This is a genomic window from Sphingomonas sp., from assembly GCF_036677245.1.
Classification (GTDB): Bacteria; Pseudomonadota; Alphaproteobacteria; order Sphingomonadales; family Sphingomonadaceae; genus Allosphingosinicella.
Genome location: NZ_JAKFCG010000052.1, coordinates 1 through 19,084, shown reverse-complemented (window position 1 = coordinate 19,084; position 19,084 = coordinate 1). Strand labels below are relative to the sequence as shown.

Annotated in this window: 19 protein-coding genes; 10 read left to right on the top strand and 9 right to left on the bottom strand. The window is 67.5% G+C overall.

The window, feature by feature from the left end:
• Positions 1-850, top strand: an 850-nt coding sequence (locus V6M48_RS05710) for a right-handed parallel beta-helix repeat-containing protein (protein WP_332811562.1), incomplete at its 5' end; no start/stop codon positions are given.
• 167 nt (positions 851-1,017) lie between these two features.
• On the opposite strand, the gene V6M48_RS05705 is transcribed toward V6M48_RS05710, so the two are convergent.
• A complete protein-coding gene (locus V6M48_RS05705) occupies positions 1,018-2,616 on the bottom strand; it encodes an alkaline phosphatase family protein (RefSeq protein WP_332811561.1) in 1,599 nt (532 codons plus the stop codon).
• Between the two features lie 146 nt (positions 2,617-2,762).
• On the opposite strand from V6M48_RS05705, the gene V6M48_RS05700 reads away from it, so the two are divergent.
• Positions 2,763-4,820, top strand: a complete 2,058-nt coding sequence (locus V6M48_RS05700; protein WP_332811560.1) for a protein-disulfide reductase DsbD family protein — start codon at positions 2,763-2,765, stop codon at positions 4,818-4,820.
• Between the two features lie 33 nt (positions 4,821-4,853).
• Here the strand turns inward: V6M48_RS05700 and V6M48_RS05695 are convergent, their stop codons facing one another.
• Both V6M48_RS05695 and V6M48_RS05690 read right to left on the bottom strand, forming a co-directional pair.
• Complete coding sequence (locus tag V6M48_RS05695; RefSeq protein WP_332811559.1) at positions 4,854-6,503, bottom strand: amidohydrolase; 1,650 nt, start codon at positions 6,501-6,503, stop codon at positions 4,854-4,856.
• Entirely contained in the window at positions 6,500-7,366 is an 867-nt protein-coding gene (locus V6M48_RS05690) for an NAD(P)-dependent oxidoreductase (protein WP_332811558.1), read from the bottom strand. The genes V6M48_RS05695 and V6M48_RS05690 overlap by 4 nt, the downstream gene beginning before the upstream one ends.
• 142 nt (positions 7,367-7,508) lie before the next feature.
• Between V6M48_RS05690 and V6M48_RS05685 the strand changes: the two genes are divergently transcribed.
• Both V6M48_RS05685 and V6M48_RS05680 read left to right on the top strand, forming a co-directional pair.
• Positions 7,509-8,747: a threonine ammonia-lyase gene (locus V6M48_RS05685; RefSeq protein ID WP_332811557.1), complete on the top strand. Its 1,239-nt coding sequence runs from the start codon at positions 7,509-7,511 to the stop codon at positions 8,745-8,747.
• 189 nt (positions 8,748-8,936) lie between these two features.
• Positions 8,937-9,695: an arginyltransferase gene (locus V6M48_RS05680; RefSeq protein WP_332811556.1), complete on the top strand. Its 759-nt coding sequence runs from the start codon at positions 8,937-8,939 to the stop codon at positions 9,693-9,695.
• Between the two features lie 89 nt (positions 9,696-9,784).
• Here V6M48_RS05680 and V6M48_RS05675 read toward each other — a convergent pair whose 3' ends face one another.
• Positions 9,785-10,078 (bottom strand): PilZ domain-containing protein, encoded by a 294-nt coding sequence (locus V6M48_RS05675; RefSeq protein ID WP_332811564.1) that lies wholly within the window; start codon positions 10,076-10,078, stop codon positions 9,785-9,787.
• 165 nt (positions 10,079-10,243) lie between these two features.
• Between V6M48_RS05675 and V6M48_RS05670 the strand changes: the two genes are divergently transcribed.
• Positions 10,244-10,501, top strand: coding sequence for a hypothetical protein (locus V6M48_RS05670; RefSeq protein WP_332811555.1), 258 nt, complete (start codon positions 10,244-10,246; stop codon positions 10,499-10,501).
• A gap of 179 nt (positions 10,502-10,680) precedes the next feature.
• The gene (locus V6M48_RS05665; RefSeq protein ID WP_332811554.1) at positions 10,681-10,860 is read left to right on the top strand and encodes a hypothetical protein; all 180 of its coding nucleotides are present in this window, start codon (positions 10,681-10,683) and stop codon (positions 10,858-10,860) included.
• Between the two features lie 100 nt (positions 10,861-10,960).
• On the opposite strand, the gene V6M48_RS05660 is transcribed toward V6M48_RS05665, so the two are convergent.
• Complete coding sequence (locus V6M48_RS05660; RefSeq protein WP_332811553.1) at positions 10,961-11,143, bottom strand: hypothetical protein; 183 nt, start codon at positions 11,141-11,143, stop codon at positions 10,961-10,963.
• A gap of 198 nt (positions 11,144-11,341) precedes the next feature.
• Between V6M48_RS05660 and V6M48_RS05655 the strand changes: the two genes are divergently transcribed.
• A complete protein-coding gene (locus V6M48_RS05655; protein WP_332811552.1) occupies positions 11,342-12,304 on the top strand; it encodes a peptidylprolyl isomerase in 963 nt (320 codons plus the stop codon).
• A 15-nt stretch (positions 12,305-12,319) separates the two neighbouring features.
• Here the strand turns inward: V6M48_RS05655 and V6M48_RS05650 are convergent, their stop codons facing one another.
• Together V6M48_RS05650 and V6M48_RS05645 are read right to left on the bottom strand one after the other, a co-directional pair.
• A complete protein-coding gene (locus V6M48_RS05650; RefSeq protein ID WP_332811551.1) occupies positions 12,320-12,844 on the bottom strand; it encodes a retropepsin-like aspartic protease family protein in 525 nt (174 codons plus the stop codon).
• A 110-nt stretch (positions 12,845-12,954) separates the two neighbouring features.
• On the bottom strand, positions 12,955-13,221 hold the full coding sequence (locus V6M48_RS05645) for a hypothetical protein (RefSeq protein ID WP_332811550.1): 267 nt from the start codon (positions 13,219-13,221) through the stop codon (positions 12,955-12,957).
• A 408-nt stretch (positions 13,222-13,629) separates the two neighbouring features.
• Here V6M48_RS05645 and acnA point away from each other — a divergent pair, with 408 nt between their 5' ends.
• Both acnA and V6M48_RS12875 read left to right on the top strand, forming a co-directional pair.
• Complete coding sequence (gene acnA, locus V6M48_RS05640) at positions 13,630-16,314, top strand: aconitate hydratase AcnA (RefSeq protein WP_332811549.1); 2,685 nt, start codon at positions 13,630-13,632, stop codon at positions 16,312-16,314.
• Entirely contained in the window at positions 16,230-16,580 is a 351-nt protein-coding gene (locus tag V6M48_RS12875) for a CBU_0592 family membrane protein (RefSeq protein WP_443019053.1), read from the top strand. The genes acnA and V6M48_RS12875 overlap by 85 nt, the downstream gene beginning before the upstream one ends.
• 24 nt (positions 16,581-16,604) lie before the next feature.
• Here the strand turns inward: V6M48_RS12875 and ygfZ are convergent, their stop codons facing one another.
• Positions 16,605-17,321: a CAF17-like 4Fe-4S cluster assembly/insertion protein YgfZ gene (gene ygfZ, locus V6M48_RS05630; RefSeq protein WP_332811547.1), complete on the bottom strand. Its 717-nt coding sequence runs from the start codon at positions 17,319-17,321 to the stop codon at positions 16,605-16,607.
• Positions 17,322-17,389: 68 nt separating this feature from the next.
• On the opposite strand from ygfZ, the gene V6M48_RS05625 reads away from it, so the two are divergent.
• Positions 17,390-18,715, top strand: a complete 1,326-nt coding sequence (locus tag V6M48_RS05625; RefSeq protein ID WP_332811546.1) for a dihydroorotase — start codon at positions 17,390-17,392, stop codon at positions 18,713-18,715.
• Between the two features lie 245 nt (positions 18,716-18,960).
• On the opposite strand, the gene V6M48_RS05620 is transcribed toward V6M48_RS05625, so the two are convergent.
• The coding region (locus V6M48_RS05620) for an EipA family protein (protein ID WP_332811563.1) at positions 18,961-19,084 on the bottom strand (124 nt) is incomplete at its 5' end.

The following is a 19,084-nucleotide window of genomic DNA, read 5'->3' as shown; positions in this document are numbered from 1 at the left end:
CGTCGTCCAGGAGAGCGGCAAGGGTTTCTCGCGGCTGCAGGACGCGGTCGGATCGATCGGCGGCGGGGCGGGGACGATCATGATCGCGCCCGGCCAGTATCGCCAATGCGCGGTGCAGCAGGCCGGCCAGATTGCCTATGTCGCGGCCGAGCCGGGCACGGTGGTGTTCGACGGCGTCGCGTGCCAGGGCAAGGCCGCGCTGGTGCTCGCCGGCCAGGGCGCGATCGTCAACGGGCTCACTTTCCAGAATATCAGGGTGTCGGACGGCAACGGCTCCGGCATTCGTCTCCAGCAGGGCAATCTGCACGTGATGGAGAGCCTGTTCCGCGACAGCCAGAGCGGCATTCTCTCGCACGACGACCCGGGCGCGACGATCGTCATCGAACGGTCGACCTTCTCGGGTCTTGGCTATTGCGGCGACGATTGCGCGCACAGCATCTACATCGGCGACTATGGCCGCCTGATCGTCAGCAATGCGCGTTTCGAGCGCGGCACCGGCGGCCATTACGTCAAGAGCCGCGGCGCGCGCATCGACGTCAGCGAATCGAGCTTCGACGACAGCGACGGCCATTCGTCCAATTATATGATCGACTTGCCCAACGGCGCGACCGGGCGGATTGGCGGCAACGTCTTCGTCCAGGGCAGCGACAAGGAAAATTACAGCGCGATGATCGTCGTCGCGGCCGAGGGCGCCGAGCACAGCTCGAACGGGCTGGCCGTCGCCGGCAACGAAGCGACGCTCGCGCCGGGCGCCAAGCCGACCGTGTTCGTCGCCGACCTGAGCGGCGACCGGCTCAACATCGGCGAGAACCGGCTGGGCACCGAGATCGCGAAGTTCGAGAAGAGGTGAGGCCCAGGTCCAGCCGATGGCGGGACGCTGCAAGACACCGTTCGCGGTGAGCTTGTCGAACCGCTCTCCTTCTTTCTCAGAGAAGGAAAGGCCTTCGACAAGCTCAGGCCGAACGGTTTCTGGTATCTCGGCTACCTTTGCAGCGGTCCTATCGCGGACGAGTTCGCCTAATCACAATTGCTCTCCGCGCCCGGAATGATGTCGAGACAGCGGCCGTCCACCTCGGCGGGCGGCACGCTTAGTCCCAGCAGCCCGGCCAGGGTCGGCATGATGTCCACGGTCATCGCGCTCGCGCTGCGCTGCTCGGGAATTGCGCCGGGCCACCAGAAGAGGATCGGCACCCTTCGATCATGGTCCCAGACGCTGCCGTGGGTCGCGACCGCGGTTGGGGTCGGGTTGGCGATCGGGGTGACGTTCGGCTGGTGGACGACGAACAGGTCGGGCGAGCGCCCCGGAACGTAGGAGGCGCGGAGCCGGTCGAGCACCGACCAGCTTTCGGGTGGGGTGCGTGGTATCGGCTGCGCGGCGACCTGCGCGGCGTCATAGACTTTGTGGACCTGCGGGTGCGCGCCGAGCAGCTGGCCCGCCAGCGCGAGCGCCTCGGCACGGCGGCTCGCCGGCACCGTCGGCGCCAGATACCAATTGCCGACGAATATCGGCCCGGCCAGTCCGAGTCGCCGCGCGACCTCGTCGCCGATCCGCTCGCGCGTCAGCGCCGGATCGAGCCGGGTCGCATCCGCCGCACCCTGCAGCCGCCGGCGTTCGGGAATGTCGCGGCCGCCATGATCGGCGGTGAGCACCACCAGATAGTCCAGGCCCATGCCGTCGAGCAGGCGCAGGAAGCCGCCGAGGTCGCTGTCGAGCGACATCAATTGCAGGCACATCTCGACGCCGCCGCTGCCGTATCGGTGGCCGATGAAATCACTTGCCGCCAGCCCGACCGCCAGCAGGTCGGGTGCTGGCCCGCGGCCGAGCTGGAGCTGCTGGACCAGCGCCGCAGCCATCGTCAGGGTCGCGGCGTCGACCTCCGGCGATTGGCCGAACGCCGCCGCATCGCCGGCGGCACGGGCGAAGCGGAAGGTGCCGACATTGTTGCCGCCAGCCAGCGGGATCGCACGGTCGCGTTCGCCGCAAAAGCCCGGCGGGACCAGCGGCGGGCGTGGCCGCGCGATCGCAGCGGCAATCGCCTGGTTGACCCGTTCGGCGACCGGCGCGGGCGAAGCGCCGTTGGAGACGAAGCGGCCATTGCTCCACCACCACGCTTGATCGGCAGCCTGGCCGCCCATCATCACTGCCGAGCGATCCTTGCCGCCGACCGCCACGGTGCGGCTTCGCGAGTCGGCGCGCTTCATGCGGTCGCCGAGCGTCGGCACGCGAAGGTGCACAGGCGAGATCCGCGCCCCGCCGCCGGGCGCGGACAGGCGCTCGTCCTCGGCGCAATAGACCTGCTTGTCGGCGCGCGGTGCGGCGAAATCGATCCAATGGTTGGCGATGATCCCGCTGCGGGCAGGGTGCGCGCCGGTGAGGATCGTCGCATGGCCGGGACAGGTCTCGGTCGTGGCATGCGCCTGATAGCCATTGCCGTAAGCCACGCCGCCGGCAATCCGCTTGAGGCCGCCGGTGAAATGCGGGCGGTATTGCTCGAACAGATCGGCGGACAATTGATCGACGGAAATGGCGACAACCAACTTGGGCCGAGCGGGCGCGGCGGTCGCCGGCGCGGCAGAGGCGAAGATGGCGACCAGCAGGGCAAGAAGCTTGTTCATTCCAGGATTCCGTTTTGGACGCCGATTGCGTCAGCGCCGTGAACCATGGCCATTTCCCACCGGCCGCGCAATTTCACCTCAGCCGAAAAACGCCTAGAGGCTGGTGCGCTCAGCCTGGCTGAGATGTGACTCGATTTGGAGCTTCGATGGCCCGCTGCTGGTTTTGGCTGATTTGGCTCGTGCTGCCGATGCTCGCGATCGGCGGCGCGAACGCGCAATTGCCCGCGGGACCAGGCGGCCGCAATGCGATCGCCGCCACCCTCGTCGCCGAAAGCGATCGGCCGGCGGCGGGCAAGATCGTCACGCTCGCGCTGGTGATGCGGCCGGAGAAGGGCTGGCACGGCTATTGGCAGAACCCCGGCGATGCCGGCAGCGAGATGAGGATCGCTTGGGATCTTCCTGCCGGTGTCACGGCCGGCCGGCTTCATTATCCGGTGCCGGGCCGGCTGACGATCGCCGGGCTGATGAACTATGTCTACGAGGATGATTATGCCCCGCTGGTCGAGCTCAGCATTCCTGCGGGGATCGCGCCCGGCACGCGACTGCCGGTTCGCGCCAAGCTCGATTATCTCGCCTGCACCGACCGGATCTGCGTTCCGGAGACGGCCGAGGTCGCGACCGAGCTGATCGTCGGCAGCGGCACGGCGGCACCCGAGCGCCGGGCGCTGTTCGATGCTTATCGGCAGCAGCTTCCCAAGCCGCTCACGAGCCCTGCGCGTTTCCAACAGGCCGGCGGCAAGCTGCGTCTCGCGGTCCCGTTGCCGGCCTCGCTCGCGCTCAGCGACGTCTATTTCTTCCCGACTGATCCGCGCGCCATCGCGCATGCGGCGCCGCAGTCGATCTCGCGCAGCGGAGACATGCTGATCGTCGAGGCCGAGGCGGCACGCGATGCGCCGCGCCTCGCCGCGCTCGAAGGCGTGCTCAAGATCGGCCCCGACAACGGCCTTTCGCTGAGCGCGGCGCCGGGCGCGGTGCCGGCGGCGGGCGGGGCATTGGTGACGGAAGCGCGCGGGCAGGGCCGGCTGCTGGTGCTCGCGTTGCTCGGCGCGGTCGTCGGCGGGTTGCTGCTCAACATCATGCCGTGCGTGTTCCCGATCCTGAGCCTGAAGGCGCTGAGCCTGGCGCGCGCCGGCGGCGAGGAACGCGCCGCGCGGCGCGAGGCCTTGGCCTATGCCGGGGGCGCGATCCTGACCTGCCTTGCACTCGGGGGAGTCCTGCTCGCGCTACGGGCCGGCGGCAACGCCGTCGGCTGGGCGTTCCAGCTTCAGGATCCGCGCATCATCCTGCTGCTGCTCCTGCTGGTCAGCGCGATCACGCTCAATCTCGCCGGATTGTTCGAGCTTCCCGCGATCACCGGCGGCGACGGGCTCGCGGCGCGCGGCGGCGCGAGCGGAGCGTTCTGGACCGGAGCGCTTGCCTCGTTCGTAGCGACGCCCTGCACCGGGCCGTTCATGGGCGCTGCCCTCGGTGCGGCACTGGTCCTCCCGGCCGCGGCTGCGCTTGCCGTGTTCGCCGGGCTTGGCCTTGGTCTTGCCGTGCCGTTCCTGCTGCTCGGCTTCGTGCCCGCGCTGCGCCAACGCCTTCCCAGGCCCGGTCCCTGGATGGTGCGCTTCCGCCGCTGGATGGCGCTGCCGATGGCGGTGACCGCGGTCGGGCTCGCCTGGGTCCTCAGCCGGCAGGCGGGCGGCACCGGCCTCGCGCTCGGCCTTGCCGCAACCCTGGTCCTCGCGCTCGCCTTGTGGTGGGTCGGCCGCCGCCGGGGCGAAGGCCGGGCGTGGCTGCCGCTGGCGCCGGCGGCGCTTGCAAGCATTGCTGCGATCGCGCTGGTGCCGGCGGCGAGCGCGCCGGCCTCGCTGCGCTCCCAAGTGCTGGCGGGCGCAGAGCCGTTCGCGGAAGTTCGGCTCGCCGAACGGCGCGCCGAGGGAAGGCCGGTGTTCGTCTACTTCACCGCCGACTGGTGCCTCACCTGCAAGGTCAACGAAAAGGCGGTGCTCGCCCGGAGCGAGGTCGCGCGCGCGTTCGAGGCACGCAACGTGGCGGTGCTCGCCGGCGACTGGACCGACGGCGATGCCGCGATCAGCCGCTTCCTCGAAAAGCACGGCCGTTCAGGCGTGCCGCTCTATCTCTATTATCCGCCCGGCAAGGAGGCGCAGATCCTGCCGCAGCTGCTGACCGTGGGGCAGATGACGCGGCTGGTGGGATAAGGGCTGAGCGAGGGCAGGCCGGAGCGCGTCCGTTTACCGCCGCTGCCAGACCTTGCGCCCGCCCACCCATGTTTCGAGCACCTGGGTCGCGCGGATCTGCTGGGGGGTGGCGCCGGCGGCGAAGATGTCGCGGTCGATGAACAGGAAGTCGGCGAGATGGCCGCGTTCGAGCGTGCCGAGCCGCGTTTCGGCCATGGCGGCGAAGGCCGCGCCGGTGGTGAAGGCGGCGAACGCCTGCTCGAGCGAAAGCTTCTGCTCGGGCATCCAGCCGCCGGGCGGCTGGCCCGATGCTTCCTCGCGGCTGATCGCGGCGGCAAGGCCCGCGAATGGATTGGCCGATTCGACCGGGAAGTCAGAGCCGAATGCGAGCGGCACGCGATTCTGCAGCATGCTCCGCCATGCATAGGCGCCGCCGAGCCGTTCGGGCCCCAGCCGCGCCTCCGCCATCCTCCAATCGGAGGTCGCATGGACCGGCTGCATCGAAGCGATCGTGCCGTTGCGCGCGAAGCGCGGGAGATCGGCGGGGTCGACGATCTGGGCATGCTCGATCCGCCAGCGGCGGTCGCCGCTGTAGGTGCCGGCCATCTCCTCGATCGCATCGAGCACCTGGCGATTGGCGGCATCGCCGGTCGCGTGCACCGCGACCTGCAAGCCGTCCATTGCGGCGCGGCTCATCAGATTCTTGAGCGCGGCATCGTTGAGCAGGGCAAATCCGCGTTGGCCGGGGGCATCGCGATAATCCTGCTTGAGCCACGCGCCGCGCGAGCCGAGTGCGCCATCGGCGTAAAGCTTGACGCCGATCATGCGGAGCTTGCCGCCATAGAGCCACGGCGAGGGGCCGGCGCCGGCGATCGCAAGCGCGGTGTCGACGCCGTCGGCGTAGGAAATGATCCGGAACGCCAGGCCGCCCCTGTCCGCCGCCCGGCGTATCACCAGCCAGTCATTCATCGTCGTGCCCATGTCGGCGACGGTCGTGAGGCCGTTGCTGAGCGCGATCTCCTGCGCCTTGGCGAACGCCTGGTCGCCCACTCTCGGCAGGGGCAGCGGAATGGCTTTCTGGATCAGCGCCATCGCATTGTCGACGAACACGCCGCTCGGCTGCTTTCCGGCCATTTCGATAAGGCCGCCGGGCGGAGCCGCCACGCCGGCGCCGATCCCGGCCTCGCGCATCGCGGCGCTGTTCGCCCAGCCGGCGTGGCCGTCGACACGCTCCAGCCAGATCGGGCGGCCGGGCACGACCGCATCGAGCTCGGCAGCGGTCGGGAAACGGCCCAGCCCCCAGCGCTCCTGGTTCCAGCCGCGGCCGACGATCCAGCGCGGGCTCGGGTTGGCGGCGGCGAAGGCGGCGATCCTGGCCTGCGCTTCGGCGAGCGAACTGGTCTGGCTGAGGTCGAGCTGAAGCGCGCCGAAGCCGGCCGCCATGACATGGCCGTGGCCGTCGATCATCCCCGGAATGACGGTTCGGCCGCGGCCGTCTAGCCGGAAGCTCGGGCGCTCGGGGCGCTTGTCCTTGCGCGCCAGCAGCGACTTGACGTTGCCGTCGTCGTCGACGAGCAGCCCGGTGAAGCGGATCAGCGCTCCCTTGCGATCGAGCGTGTAGCCGTTGACGTTGTCGACCAACGTGTCCGCCGCGGCCGCACTGGCGCACAGCAAGGCGGCAACCGCCGCCAGCCAGTGCTTCATCTAATCAGCCTTCGGATCAGCGACGACGTATCCTGGCGCGAGCCGCCCATCGCCTGGACGTCCGCGTAAAATTGATCGACCAGCGCCGTGACCGGAAGCGCGACGCCATTGCTGCGCGCCTCGTCGAGGGCGATGCCCAAATCCTTGCGCATCCAATCGACCGCGAAGCCGAAATCGAACTTGCCGGCATCCATCGTTTCCCAGCGGTTGACCATCTGCCAGCTCTGGGCCGCGCCGCCCGACACCGCTTCGAGCACCTTGGTGGTGTCGAGGCCGGACGCCTTGGCGAAAGCCAGCGCCTCGGCGACACCCTGCAGCGCCCCGGCAATGGCAATCTGGTTAACCATTTTGGTTAGCTGACCCGCACCGGCCTCGCCAATGTGGACAATACGCGCCGAATAGCATTGCATCAGCGGCGTTGCTTGGGCGATTGCGTCGGCGGTGCCGCCGCACATTGCCGAAAGCTTGCCCTGCTCGGCGCCGGCCTGGCCGCCGGACACCGGCGCATCGACGCAGGCGATGCCGAGCTGCGCGCCTTCCTGCGCAAGCTTGCGCGCGACGCGCGCCGAGATGCTGGTGTGATCGATGTAGAGGCTGCCGTCGCGCATGTTGCGGAACGCGCCATCAGGGCCAATCGTGACCTCCTCGACGTCGGCATCCCGGCCGACGCAGGAGATGACGACGTCGGCGCCGCCCGCGGCCGCCGCCGGCGTCGCCGCCGCGGCGCCGCCGTGCTGCGCGACCCAGTCACGGGCCTTTTCCGCGGTGCGATTGTAGACCGTCAGGCTGTGGCCCGCGGCGGCGAGGTGGCGGGCCATCGGGGCGCCCATCACGCCGAGCCCGAGAAATGCGATCCGTGCCATGACAGGCGCATAAGCATAGTTTGGCCGCCGTGCCAAATGCCTCGGGAGGGGTGCCCGCGTCCGGGCGCATGGAGCTGCGAACCCCCGGGGCCCTAAGATCAGGATTGTTGCGATGATGGGCATTGGTCCCTAAGCCGTGCGCATGGCCAGTCCCGCACCTTCACCGGATCTTCCCGTCACGCTTGCCGACATCCGCGCCGCCGCGCGCCGGATCGAGGGTGCGGTGGTGCACACGCCGACGATGCGCAGCGGCACATTGTCCGAGCTCACCGGCGCCGACGTCTATCTCAAGTTCGAGAATCTGCAGTTCACCGCCTCCTACAAGGAGCGGGGCGCGCTCAACAAATTGCTGCTGATGGACACGGCGACCCGCGAGCGCGGCGTGATCGCGGCCTCGGCCGGCAATCACGCGCAGGGGCTCGCCTATCACGGCGCTCGGCTTGGGATTCCGGTGACGATCGTGATGCCGGTGCCGACACCGACGATCAAGGTGATGCAGACCGAAGGCCATGGCGCTACGATCGTGCTGCACGGCGAGACGTTCGACGATGCGTTCCGCCACGCGCTCGAGCTCGCCCAGGCGCGCAGCCTCACTTTCGTCCATCCGTTCGACGATGCCGAGGTGATCGCCGGCCAGGGCACCGTCGCGCTCGAGATGCTCGGCGATGCGCCGATGATCGACACGTTGATCGTCCCGATCGGCGGCGGGGGCCTGATGTCCGGCGTCGGCACCGCCGCGCGCGCCTTGTGGCCGCATATCGAGCTGGTCGGCGTGCAGGCCGAGCTTTATCCGTCAATGTACTGCCGCCTCGGCGGGCACGATCTTCCCTCGTCGGGGGACACGATCGCCGAAGGCATTGCGGTCAAGGAGCCGGGCCGGCTCACCGCCGAGATCCTCGCGCGCATCGTCGACGAGATATTGCTCGTCCCCGAGGCCGAGATCGAGACCGCGGTCAGCCTGTTCCTGCAGATCGAGAAGACGGTGGTCGAAGGCGCCGGCGCGGCCGGGCTTGCCGCGTTGCTGGCACATCCCGAACGCTTCAAGGGCAAGACCGTCGGCCTGATCCTCACCGGCGGCAATATCGACACGCGCCTGCTCGCCAACGTGCTGCTGCGCGACCTCGTCCGCTCCGGGCGCTTGGCGCGGCTGCGCATCCAGCTCCAGGACCGGCCGGGCGCGCTCTATGCGGTGGCGCGGCTGTTCGACAAGCACCAGGTCAACATCATCGAAGTCTCGCATCAGCGCATCTTCACCGCGCTGCCGGCGAAGGGCCTGTTCGCCGACATCGAATGCGAAGCCCGCGACGCCGCCCATCTCCAGCGGCTGGTCGAGGATTTGAAGGCCGAAGGATTTCCGGTCAGGCCGGTCGAGACGCGCTAGTCTATCGGGAACGCTTTGCGTTTCCGTGCCGGTGAGTCGCGTGTCGGCGCGACAATATGTCCGGCCAAAAGGTCCCACGCTGAAACGGCTTGTCGATTCAGCCGCATTTCGTCGCGCCCGCTCTTCCATTGAAGGCGGCGAAGACGCATAAAGAATTTAGCAACCACGCCTCGCATTTTCGGAGTCCCGGTGAGCGCACCTTTTCGCTTTCCCCGCTTTTTCGTGACGACGCCCTCGCCATGCCCTTATCTCGAGGGCAAGACCGAGCGGAAAGTCTTCACCGAATTGAGCGGGCAGCATGCCGCCGAGCTCAACGACGCGCTCGGCCGCATCGGCTTTCGCCGGAGCCAGGGCGTCGCCTATCGCCCGAGCTGCCTCGATTGCTCGGCGTGCGTCTCGGTCCGGGTCGTGGCGAGCGAGTTCCAGCCCAGCGCCAGCCAGCGCCGGACGTTGCGCCGTCATTCCGAGATAGAGGTGACGGCGTGCAAGCCGTGGACGACCGAGGAGCAATATCTCCTCCTGCGCAAATATCTGAAAAGCCGCCATCCGGGCGGCGGCATGATCGATATGGACGAGAACGACTTCGCCGACATGGTCGAGCAGAGCCCGGTCAAGACCTTCCTCGTCGAATATCGCGAGCCGTCGCTCGACGGGCGGCCGGGCAAGCTGATCGGCGCGTGCCTGACCGATCAGCAGGCCGACGGACTGTCGATGATCTACAGCTTCTTCGACACCGACGAAGGCGCCCGCCCGGGGCTCGGCACTTACATCATCCTCGACCACATCGTGCGCGCCGCGCACGCCGGCCTGCCCTACGTCTATCTCGGCTATTGGGTCGAGGATTCCAAGCGCATGGCCTATAAGGCGCGCTTCCGTCCACTCGAGAAATTGGGCCCGCACGGCTGGCACCGCTTCGAGCCCGACCAGCGCGAGCTTCCGCTGCGCTGAAGCCTCTTACGCGCAACGATTTAGTAGCCTTTTGACGCCGCATTGCTGCATGCGAAAAGCCGGTACCCACCTTTTCGCGCAATGCTCCTTTAGGCGAGTCGCCGCGCCGCCGAGTAGGCCGCGACCTCCTCGTCGCTCAGCATGATCTGGAACAGCAGCCCGAAGCGCTTTCCGACGACCCACGCGACCGTCGCGGGGAGCGCAGCGCCGCCGAATGCGACGACGACGTCGCTGCCCTCGGCCGGCGCCTGCGACGCTTCGGCAAGCGCGCCGGCGTTCGACAGATCGCGCAGCCGGATGTCGAGCTGGCCGGTGGCGGTGAGCAGGCTCGCTGGAAGCATGAGCCGCGCGCGCCTTGAGCCGCGCTTGATTGCCAGCGGCATTCTGATCGGCTGTACTGCAGTCATAGCGTGAATCCCCCAAGAGCCGGATTAGAGGCTCGACGCTAAGCAGAAGTAAACGCAGCCGCGCCCTCGAGGCGCGCCGCATCCATCCGGTCGTTGCGACGTTGGCTTGCAGCTTGCTTGGCAGATCAAGTGGAGGTTCGTGTGCTCAAGACTTCCGGTTATTTGATTTCGATCATCAGCGTGCTGCTGCTCGGCGCAGTCGCCTGGACGGCAACCGCCGAACATCCGGCAATGCGGATCCTGCTCATCCTCGGGATGGCGACGTCGATCGCCGGCATGTTCCTGCGCTGGCTTTCCTACGTGCATGAGCGGCGCGAGAAACAGGATCGAGCGCCGGCGACGGCATCCCACGCTGGCTCCAGCGCGAGCAGCCGGCTCGCATCCGAGCGTGCAAATTGAACAGTCGGGGCTGAGAATGTTACCGCGCCGGCTCGAAGATCAACGCGCGGATCATTCAACATAGATCAGAGAAAAAGATTCGGATTTTGTAACGCACGTCAAGGCGCTTGCCGCTCACATCGCCGACCTTGGCGATGGGCAATTAGTAGAGTTCCCAATCGAGTCGGGACTGAGCAAAGATGCACATTGACGAAGATATCGATTTCCATTCCGAGCGGGCGATGGCCGAGCTCGACCGGGCGTTGAGCGCGAGCTGCATCCAGGCAGCGCAGGCACATTTCGGCCTTTCGGCGCTTCATCTCGATCGCATGCAGAGCCTCAAGGACGAGCTGGCGAACTTCATTCCTCAGGCGCGCTGATCAAAACGCCGTCGGCGTCATTCACCGACCACATCCGGGCGAGCCGCGGGTCGGACCGGCTGCGCGGCCGCCCGAGCGGTGCAAACAACCGGAAGCGCGCTTAGTCTTCGGCTGCCTCTGCCGTGTGCAGGTCTGCGGGTATGTTCGCCTGCTCCTGCACGATCACGGCATATTTTTCCGCCAGGGTCCGGTGCCGGATCTGCGCTTCGGCCGACTCGGCGTTTGCGGCTGCGCGCAGCTCTTCGGCGGCCCGGCGGGCATAATATTGCAGGTTCGTTTCCACGACGTCCCCCCCAAGCTGATGGGTAGGTTTCGTTTTACCATGTTTTGCCGTGGCTGCCCCTGATCGAGATCAAGAAGATGAAAAACGCGGCCCACGAGGGCACAGGGTCTTTCCGCCTGTGCGAATTGCAGGAACTATTGAATATTGCTCGATCGCGCGGTGGACCTATCTGGTCCGTGTCAAAGAAGGGGTAGGATTTTGAGACGCCGGGCAATCCTTGCCCTCTTTTCCGCTCTGGGACTTGTCGGAGCCTGCGCGCCGAGCGGGAAGGAGAGCCAGAGCGCGCCGCCGTCGCGCGACGGCTCCTGGCGTCCCGCGCCGGTCGCCGGCGCGAGTGATCCCGCCAAGGTGGTGGAAAGCGCCGCCGCGGCCGACTGGCGCGATGTCGATCCTGCCAATCTGCTGCTGATCGACCTCGCCGATGGTTCGCGGGTGACGATCGAACTCGCGCCCGAATTCGCGCCGGTCCATGTCGCCAACATCCGCGCATTCGCGCGTGCGGGCTGGTGGGACGGCGCCGCGGTCTACCGGGTGCACGATAATTATGTCGCGCAATGGGGCTTGAACGAGAGCGAAAGGCCACTGCCCGCCGGCGTCGTCGAGCGTCCCCCGGCCGAATATGACCGGCCCCTGCACGGGCTGAGGCCACGCCCGCTGGGCTTTCCGGACAGCTATGCACCGATTGCCGGCCATGCCGGCGGCTGGGCGATCGGCTATGATCCGGGCCGCGGCCGCGCGTGGCTGGCGCATTGCTATGCCACTGTCGGCGCCGGCCGCAGCCTTGCACCCGACACCGGGGCCGGCGGCGAGCTTTATGCGGTGATCGGCCACGCGCCGCGCCATCTCGACCTCAATATCGCCGCGGTCGGGCGCGTGATCGACGGAATCCACGCCTTGTCGGCACGTCCGCGCGGGACCGGTGCGCTCGGCTTCTACACGGACCGCAGCGCGGACATCGGCATCGTTCGTGCGCGGATCGCGGCTGATATTCCGCCCGCTGCACGGCCGGTCTATCAGGTGCTGCGTTCCGACAGCGCCGCATTTTCCGACTATGTCACCGGACGCGCCAACCGCGGCGGGGATTTCTTCGAGCGGCCCGCGGGCGGCGTCGATCTCTGCAACGCTCCGGTCCCGGTGCGGCGCAGACCCCAACCCAGCTAGGCGAGCGCGAAGCAGCTAGCGCAGCACCATCAGATCGCCCTGGATCGAGACGCTGCCGGTCTTCGCGAGATAGCTTTGGCCGAGCAGCGACACGGTCAGGCCGCCTTCGGCGACCATGGCAGGGACGTCGGTCGCTTCGAGCGGACCGAGCGCCAGGCGGTCGATCGCGATCGGCATCAATCGCACCCGACCGCCGGCGCCGATGGCTTCGGCGCTGAATTCACCCGCGGCGATCCCGGCGCGCAGCGCATCATCGCGCGTCAGCACGACGCTCGAGGCGCCGGTGTCGACGAGGAAGCGGATCAACGCGCCGTTGACCTGGGCTTCGGCGTAGAAGTGATTGTCGGCCGCACGCTTGATCTCGTAGCGCGCTTCACCGTTGCCGATCTGCTCGGGCGCCGCGGCAGGCGCTTGCTCGGCGCTGGGCAGCGGCGGTGGAGCGAGAGGCTGACGTGTCAGCAGCTCGGCGCCAACCAGAATGGCGGCGCCCACGGCGAGCACGCCGAGGAGAGAGACCTGGCTGAAAGAAAGTCGCCCCATCGCGCACGGCTAGCCCGAGCGGGACCAACGGAGCGTTAACGCGCGGCCGAAAAGATTGGAGTGGCGGCCGCCAGGCGCCGGCCCCGCCGGTGCGGGGCCGGGCTGGTTGATCAGGCGGCGAAGGCGTGCTCTTCGGGCGGGTAAGCGGGACGGCGGACGTGGATGGTCACGCCGCCCTGGCCGACCTGCTTCGAGGCTTCGAGCGGCAGTGCCGTCTGGCAAAAGGCGCATTCCGCCATCGTCCGGCCGACATACCAATGCGTACGGCTGCAGCCGGGGCAATGGTTAACTTCATGCTCGCGATAGACGACGTGATAGCCGCGTGCTGCTGGGTTGTGATTATACACCTGGCCGGTCGATTCGATCATACTCGCCATGTCACTTCCTTCCTTAACTTGGCGGATCAACGTGCGATAAACTCCACGGTTTCATGTCGCACAGATGAACGGGACCGGGCCGGTGCAGCGCCGTCGCCTGCTCACCGCCGTGCACGGAGTGAAAATGCCCAGCGGCGAGCCGTTTACGATTGCGGGTGAGTCGTTGAGGCCACAGTCACAAAAAATTCACCGATAGGCGAAACAAGGCCCGATTTCCGTCCGCCGGTGGCGTCGGCGGCAGGCATGCATGGCTGCCGCACGGCGTGGGCCGGAGGGCCGCGCGGGTCCAGGATGCGGTGGCCGCGAAGCGACCCGCGCCCCTTCCCCCGGGCACCCCGGCTTGCTAGAGGCGCCGCAAAGCCGCCGCTGCCCCAGCGGGGCGAGACAGCACTTCCCGACGGAGCCCCTATGACTGCCACCGGCCACGACACGCTCAATACCCGCTCCACCTTGAGCGTCGCCGGCAAGGACTTCGCCTATTATTCGCTCGCCAAGGCGGCCGAGCAGCTCGGCGACGTCTCGCGCCTGCCTTTCTCGATGAAGGTGCTGCTCGAGAATCTGCTGCGCTTCGAGGACGGCAAGACGGTCACGCGCGACGACGTCCAGGCGCTGGTCGACTGGCAGCAGGACAAGGGCGCGACCGCTCGCGAGATCCAATATCGCCCCGCGCGCGTGCTGATGCAGGATTTCACCGGCGTGCCGGCGGTGGTCGACCTCGCCGCGATGCGCGATGCGATGAAGGCGCTCGGCGGCAACCCGGAGAAGATCAATCCGCAGGTCCCGGTGCATCTCGTCATCGATCACAGCGTGATGGTCGACGAGTTCGGCTCCCCCAAGGCGTTCGAGCGCAACGTCGAGCTCGAATATGAGCGCAACATCGAACGCTACGAGTTCCTCAAATGGGGTTCGGGCGCGTTCGACAATTTCAAGGTCGTCCCGCCAGGGACCGGCATCTGCCACCAGGTCAATCTCGAGCATATCTCGCGCACCATCTGGTCGTCGCAAGACGCCGCGGGCCAGGAGGTCGCCTATCCCGACACATTGGTCGGCACCGACAGCCATACGACGATGGTCAACGGCCTCGGCGTCCTCGGCTGGGGCGTCGGCGGGATCGAGGCCGAGGCGGCGATGCTCGGCCAGCCCGTGTCGATGCTGATCCCCGAAGTGGTCGGCTTCCATCTCACCGGCGCGCTGCGCGAGGGGATCACCGCGACCGATCTGGTGCTGACCGTCACCCAGATGCTGCGCAAGAAAGGCGTGGTCGGCCGGTTCGTCGAATTCTACGGGTCGGGCGTGACCGCGCTGTCGCTCGCCGATCGCGCGACGATCGCCAACATGGCCCCCGAATATGGCGCGACCTGCGGCTTCTTCCCGGTCGATACCAAGACGCTCGACTATCTCCGCCTGACCGGCCGCAACGACGACGAGATCGCCCTCGTCGAAGCCTATTGCCGGGCGCAGGGCATGTGGCACGAGATCGGCATCGCCGACCCGATCTTCACCGACACGCTCGAGCTCGACATGTCGACCGTCGAGCCGTCGCTCGCCGGCCCGAAGCGGCCGCAGGACAAGGTCCTGCTGTCGGAGCTCGACGAGGAGTTCCGCTCCGCTTTCGCCAAGGAATATGGCCATAATCCCGCCGAGCTCGACACGCGGGTGGCGGTCAACGGCCACGACCTCGGCCATGGCGACGTCGTCATCGCCGCGATCACGAGCTGCACCAACACCTCGAACCCGAGCGTGCTGGTCGCGGCCGGGCTGGTGGCGCGCAAGGCGCGCGAACGCGGTCTCGACAGCAAGCCCTGGGTCAAGACCTCGCTGGCGCCCGGAAGCCAGGTGGTCACCGATTATCTGGTCAAGTCAGGCCTGCAGGAGGATCTCGACGCGATCGGCTTCGATCTGGTCGGCTATGGCTGCACGACCTGCATCGGCAATTCCGGCCCCCTGCCGGAAGCGATTTCGAAGGCGATCCACGCCAACGATCTGGTCGCCGCCTCGGTGCTGTCGGGAAACCGCAACTTCGAAGGGCGGGTCAGCCCCGACGTGCGCGCCAATTATCTCGCCTCGCCGCCGCTGGTCGTCGCTTACGCGATCAAGGGCAGCGTCACCCAGGACATGGTCACCACGCCGATCGGCCAGGGCAAGAACGGCGAGGACGTCTATCTTCGCGACATCTGGCCGAGCAACGAGGAAGTCCGCTCGCTGATCGACCAATATGTCAATTCGGACATGTTCCGGACGCGTTACGCCGACGTCTATCAGGGCGACGTGCGCTGGCGGAAGATCGCGGTGACCGGCGGCGACACCTATGCCTGGTCGGCGGCCTCGACCTACATCCAGAACCCGCCCTATTTCGAGGGCATGAGCATGACCGCCACTGCGCTCACCGACATCCACAATGCTCGGCCGCTCGCGATCTTCGGCGACAGCATCACCACCGATCACATCAGCCCGGCCGGCGCGATCAAGCTCGAGAGCCCGGCGGGCAAATATCTCACCGAGCACAAGGTCCCGCGCGAGGACTTCAACAGCTATGGCGCGCGCCGCGGCAACCACGAGGTGATGATGCGCGGCACCTTCGCCAACATCCGCATCAAGAACCAGATGACACCCGGAATCGAAGGCGGCGTCACCCGTTACGTCCCGACCGGCGAGGTGATGCCGATCTACGACGCGGCGATGCTCTACAAGGCCTCGGCCACCCCGCTGGTCGTGATCGCGGGCAAGGAATATGGCACCGGCTCGTCGCGCGACTGGGCAGCCAAGGGCACGACCCTGCTCGGAGTGCGCGCCGTGATCGCCGAAACCTATGAGCGCATCCACCGCTCGAACCTGGTCGGCATGGGCGTGCTGCCGCTGCAGTTCATCGACGGCGAGAATCGCGAGAGCCTCGGCCTCACCGGCGATGAGACGTTCACGATCGAGGGTGTGCCGACGGTCCAGCCGCGCCAGGAGATGGAAGTGCAGGTGACTCGCGCCGACGGCAGCAGGTTCAGCTTCCGCGCGCGCTGCCGGATCGACACGCTCAACGAGCTCGAATATTTCCGCAGCGGCGGCATCCTCCACTACGTGCTGCGGAACCTCGCCGCCTGAGCGCGCACGAAATAGCCATAGAGGCCGTCGGCTGGGGCGGCGCGGTGCTGATCCTCGGCGCCTATTTCCTGCTCTCGCTCGGCCGGGTCGACGGCCAGTCCCGCCTCTACCAGGCGATGAACGTCGTCGGCGCCGCCGGCTTCGCCATCAACGGCTGGTGGCACGGCGCGCTGCCCTCGACGGCATTGAACCTGGTCTGGATGCTGATCGGCGCAGTAACCTTGTGGCGGATCGCGAGGCGAAGCTCATCCAGCCGAACCGGCTGACCAATCTTCTCTCAGCGAGGACGCTCAGGCCAAGGCCGGTTTCAACCAATCGGGGATGATCGCGCCATCGAGGTCGTCGATGCGACGGTGATCGACCGCAAGGTCGAGCTCCGGATAATGGACGCGCGTGCGATCGCCGGGGGCGGCGGCGGGCACCACTACCAGCCGGCGGTTGACCTTCGAGCGATAGTTCATCCGCGCGGTATTTTCCTGGCCGACGTAGCAGCCCTTGGTGAAGCTGACGCCGTTCAGCTCCGCGGCGTTGCACTCGAGCCAGAGGATGTCGCCGAGCTCGGCCGCGCCCTCGGTGACGCCGAGCGCGAGGCGGTGGGCGAGCCAGCCTTCGGCGGGCTCCGACGCGGGTGCGAGCCAGCGGTGGCCAAGCGCTGCGAGGCGCGGATCGCGCGTTCGCCCGGCCCCAGTCTCCGCATCGGGCGACCAGTGGACCGCGAGGCTGTCGTCGCGGGCGATGACGATCGCGCGGCGCAGGCGATAGAGCGTCAGCCGGCGGGCGAGCGCATCGGCTTGGGCGGCTTCGCAATCGATCAGCACGTCATCGCCGTCGGCCCAGAGGATGAAGTCGAACAGGACCTTGCCCTGGGGGGTCAGCAGGGCCGACCACAAAGGCGTGCTCTCGCCGAGCGCGGCGACATCGTTGGTCACCAGCCCCTGAAGGAAGTCGCGGACACCGTCGCCGGAGAGGCGGAGCAATGCGCGGTCGTCGAGGGTGGTCGCGGGCATGTTCAGCAGTTAGGGAGGCGGGACCGAAAAGGAAAGCAGGGCTGGGCCGAATGGCCGGAAGGAATGCCATGAGCAGCTACGATCTGATGCTGAGGAACGGCACCGTGTGGACGCCCGGCGGCCCGATCGAAGCGGACGTCGCGGTCAGCGGCGGCAAGATCGCCGCGATCGGCGAGCGCGGCGATGCCGGCGAGACGATCGACTGCACCGGCCTCACGATCCTCCCCGGCGTGATCGACACCCAGGTCCATTTCCGCGAGCCAGGGCTCGAGGCCAAGGAGGATCTCGAAAGCGGCAGCCGCGCGGCGGTGCTCGGCGGCGTCACCGCAGTGTTCGAGATGCCCAACACCAAGCCCAACACCGACAGCGCCGAGGCGCTCGACGACAAGCTCGGGCGCGCGGCCAACCGGATGTGGTGCGACCACGCATTCTACATCGGGGCGACCGCCGCCAATGCCCCTATGCTCGGCGAGCTCGAGCGGCTGCCGGGCGCTGCAGGCGTGAAGATCTTCATGGGCGCCTCGACCGGCGACCTGCTCGTTGCCGAGGACGATGCGCTCGCTCGGGTGCTGGCGTCCGGGCGCCGCCGCGTCGCGATCCATGCCGAGGACGAGGCGCGGATGAACGCACGCCTCGGCGAGCGCATCGAGGGCGATCCGTCGAGCCACCCGGTCTGGCGCGACGACGAAAGCGCCATGCTCGCAACGCAGCGCATCCTCGCGCTGGCGCGGGCGGCGCGGCGTCGGATCCACATCCTCCACGTCACCACCCCGGCCGAGCTCGCCTTGATCGCGCGCAACAAGGACATCGCAACCTGCGAGGTGACGCCGCAGCATCTGACGCTCGCCGGCGAGGAAGCCTATCCTGCGCTCGGCACCTATGCCCAGATGAACCCCCCGATCCGTTCGGCCGCGCATCGCGATGGGCTGTGGCACTGGCTCAACCAGGGGGTGCCGGACGTGATCGGATCGGATCACGCGCCCCACACCAAGGAAGAAAAAGCCAAGCCTTATCCGGCGAGCCCGAGCGGCATGCCGGGGGTCCAGACCTTGCTGCCTTTGCTGCTCGACCATGTCGCCAACGGGCGGACCAGCCTGCAGCGCCTGGTCGACCTCACCTCGGCCGGCGCGCAGCGGATCTTCGGCATCGTCGGCAAGGGCCGGATCGCGGCCGGCTATGACGCCGATTTCACGATCGTCGACCTCAAGGCGCAGTGGACGATCGAGGAGAATTGGCTCGCGTCGCGCTGCGGCTGGTCGCCGTTCACCGGCAAGCGGCTGACCGGCAAGCCGGTCGGCACGATCATCCGCGGCCGGCGCGTGATGTGGGAAACGAGCCTTGCTGACCAGGCGCACGGGCAGCCGGTCCGCTTCGAGAGCCTCGAATTCGGCTAATCCTCCCCGGTACGGGGAGGGGGACCATGCGCAGCATGGTGGAGGGGTTTCTCCATTCTATCCAGTGCAGCCCCTCCACCGCTTCGCGGTCGAGTGTAGCCCCTCCACCGCTTCGCGGTCCCCCTCCCCGTACCGGGGAGGATTGGAGCATTGCGCGAAAAGGTGGGTACCGGCTTTTCGCAAGAAGCAATGCGGCATCAAACAATTCTAGGGCAGGCTGCGATCCCATCTGATCGCAGCTTGCCCTAGAAGGGCAGCCAGCGGTTCTTTTCTGAAAAGGCCATGTAGCCGGCGTTGACGCCCAGCCGCGCGCCGACTCCGAGGCGGACCGGGATCAGCACGACCGGACCGCGGCGCAGATAGCTCGCG

Coding starts and splice junctions, on each gene's coding strand:
- V6M48_RS05705 (WP_332811561.1), bottom strand. CDS start 2,616: ATGAACAAGCTTCTTGCCCTGCTGGTCGCCATCTTCGCCTCTGCCGCG.
- V6M48_RS05700 (WP_332811560.1), top strand. CDS start 2,763: ATGGCCCGCTGCTGGTTTTGGCTGATTTGGCTCGTGCTGCCGATGCTC.
- V6M48_RS05695 (WP_332811559.1), bottom strand. CDS start 6,503: ATGAAGCACTGGCTGGCGGCGGTTGCCGCCTTGCTGTGCGCCAGTGCG.
- V6M48_RS05690 (WP_332811558.1), bottom strand. CDS start 7,366: ATGGCACGGATCGCATTTCTCGGGCTCGGCGTGATGGGCGCCCCGATG.
- V6M48_RS05685 (WP_332811557.1), top strand. CDS start 7,509: ATGGCCAGTCCCGCACCTTCACCGGATCTTCCCGTCACGCTTGCCGAC.
- V6M48_RS05675 (WP_332811564.1), bottom strand. CDS start 10,078: ATGCCGCTGGCAATCAAGCGCGGCTCAAGGCGCGCGCGGCTCATGCTT.
- V6M48_RS05665 (WP_332811554.1), top strand. CDS start 10,681: ATGCACATTGACGAAGATATCGATTTCCATTCCGAGCGGGCGATGGCC.
- V6M48_RS05650 (WP_332811551.1), bottom strand. CDS start 12,844: ATGGGGCGACTTTCTTTCAGCCAGGTCTCTCTCCTCGGCGTGCTCGCC.
- V6M48_RS05645 (WP_332811550.1), bottom strand. CDS start 13,221: ATGGCGAGTATGATCGAATCGACCGGCCAGGTGTATAATCACAACCCA.
- acnA (WP_332811549.1), top strand. CDS start 13,630: ATGACTGCCACCGGCCACGACACGCTCAATACCCGCTCCACCTTGAGC.
- ygfZ (WP_332811547.1), bottom strand. CDS start 17,321: ATGCCCGCGACCACCCTCGACGACCGCGCATTGCTCCGCCTCTCCGGC.
- V6M48_RS05625 (WP_332811546.1), top strand. CDS start 17,390: ATGAGCAGCTACGATCTGATGCTGAGGAACGGCACCGTGTGGACGCCC.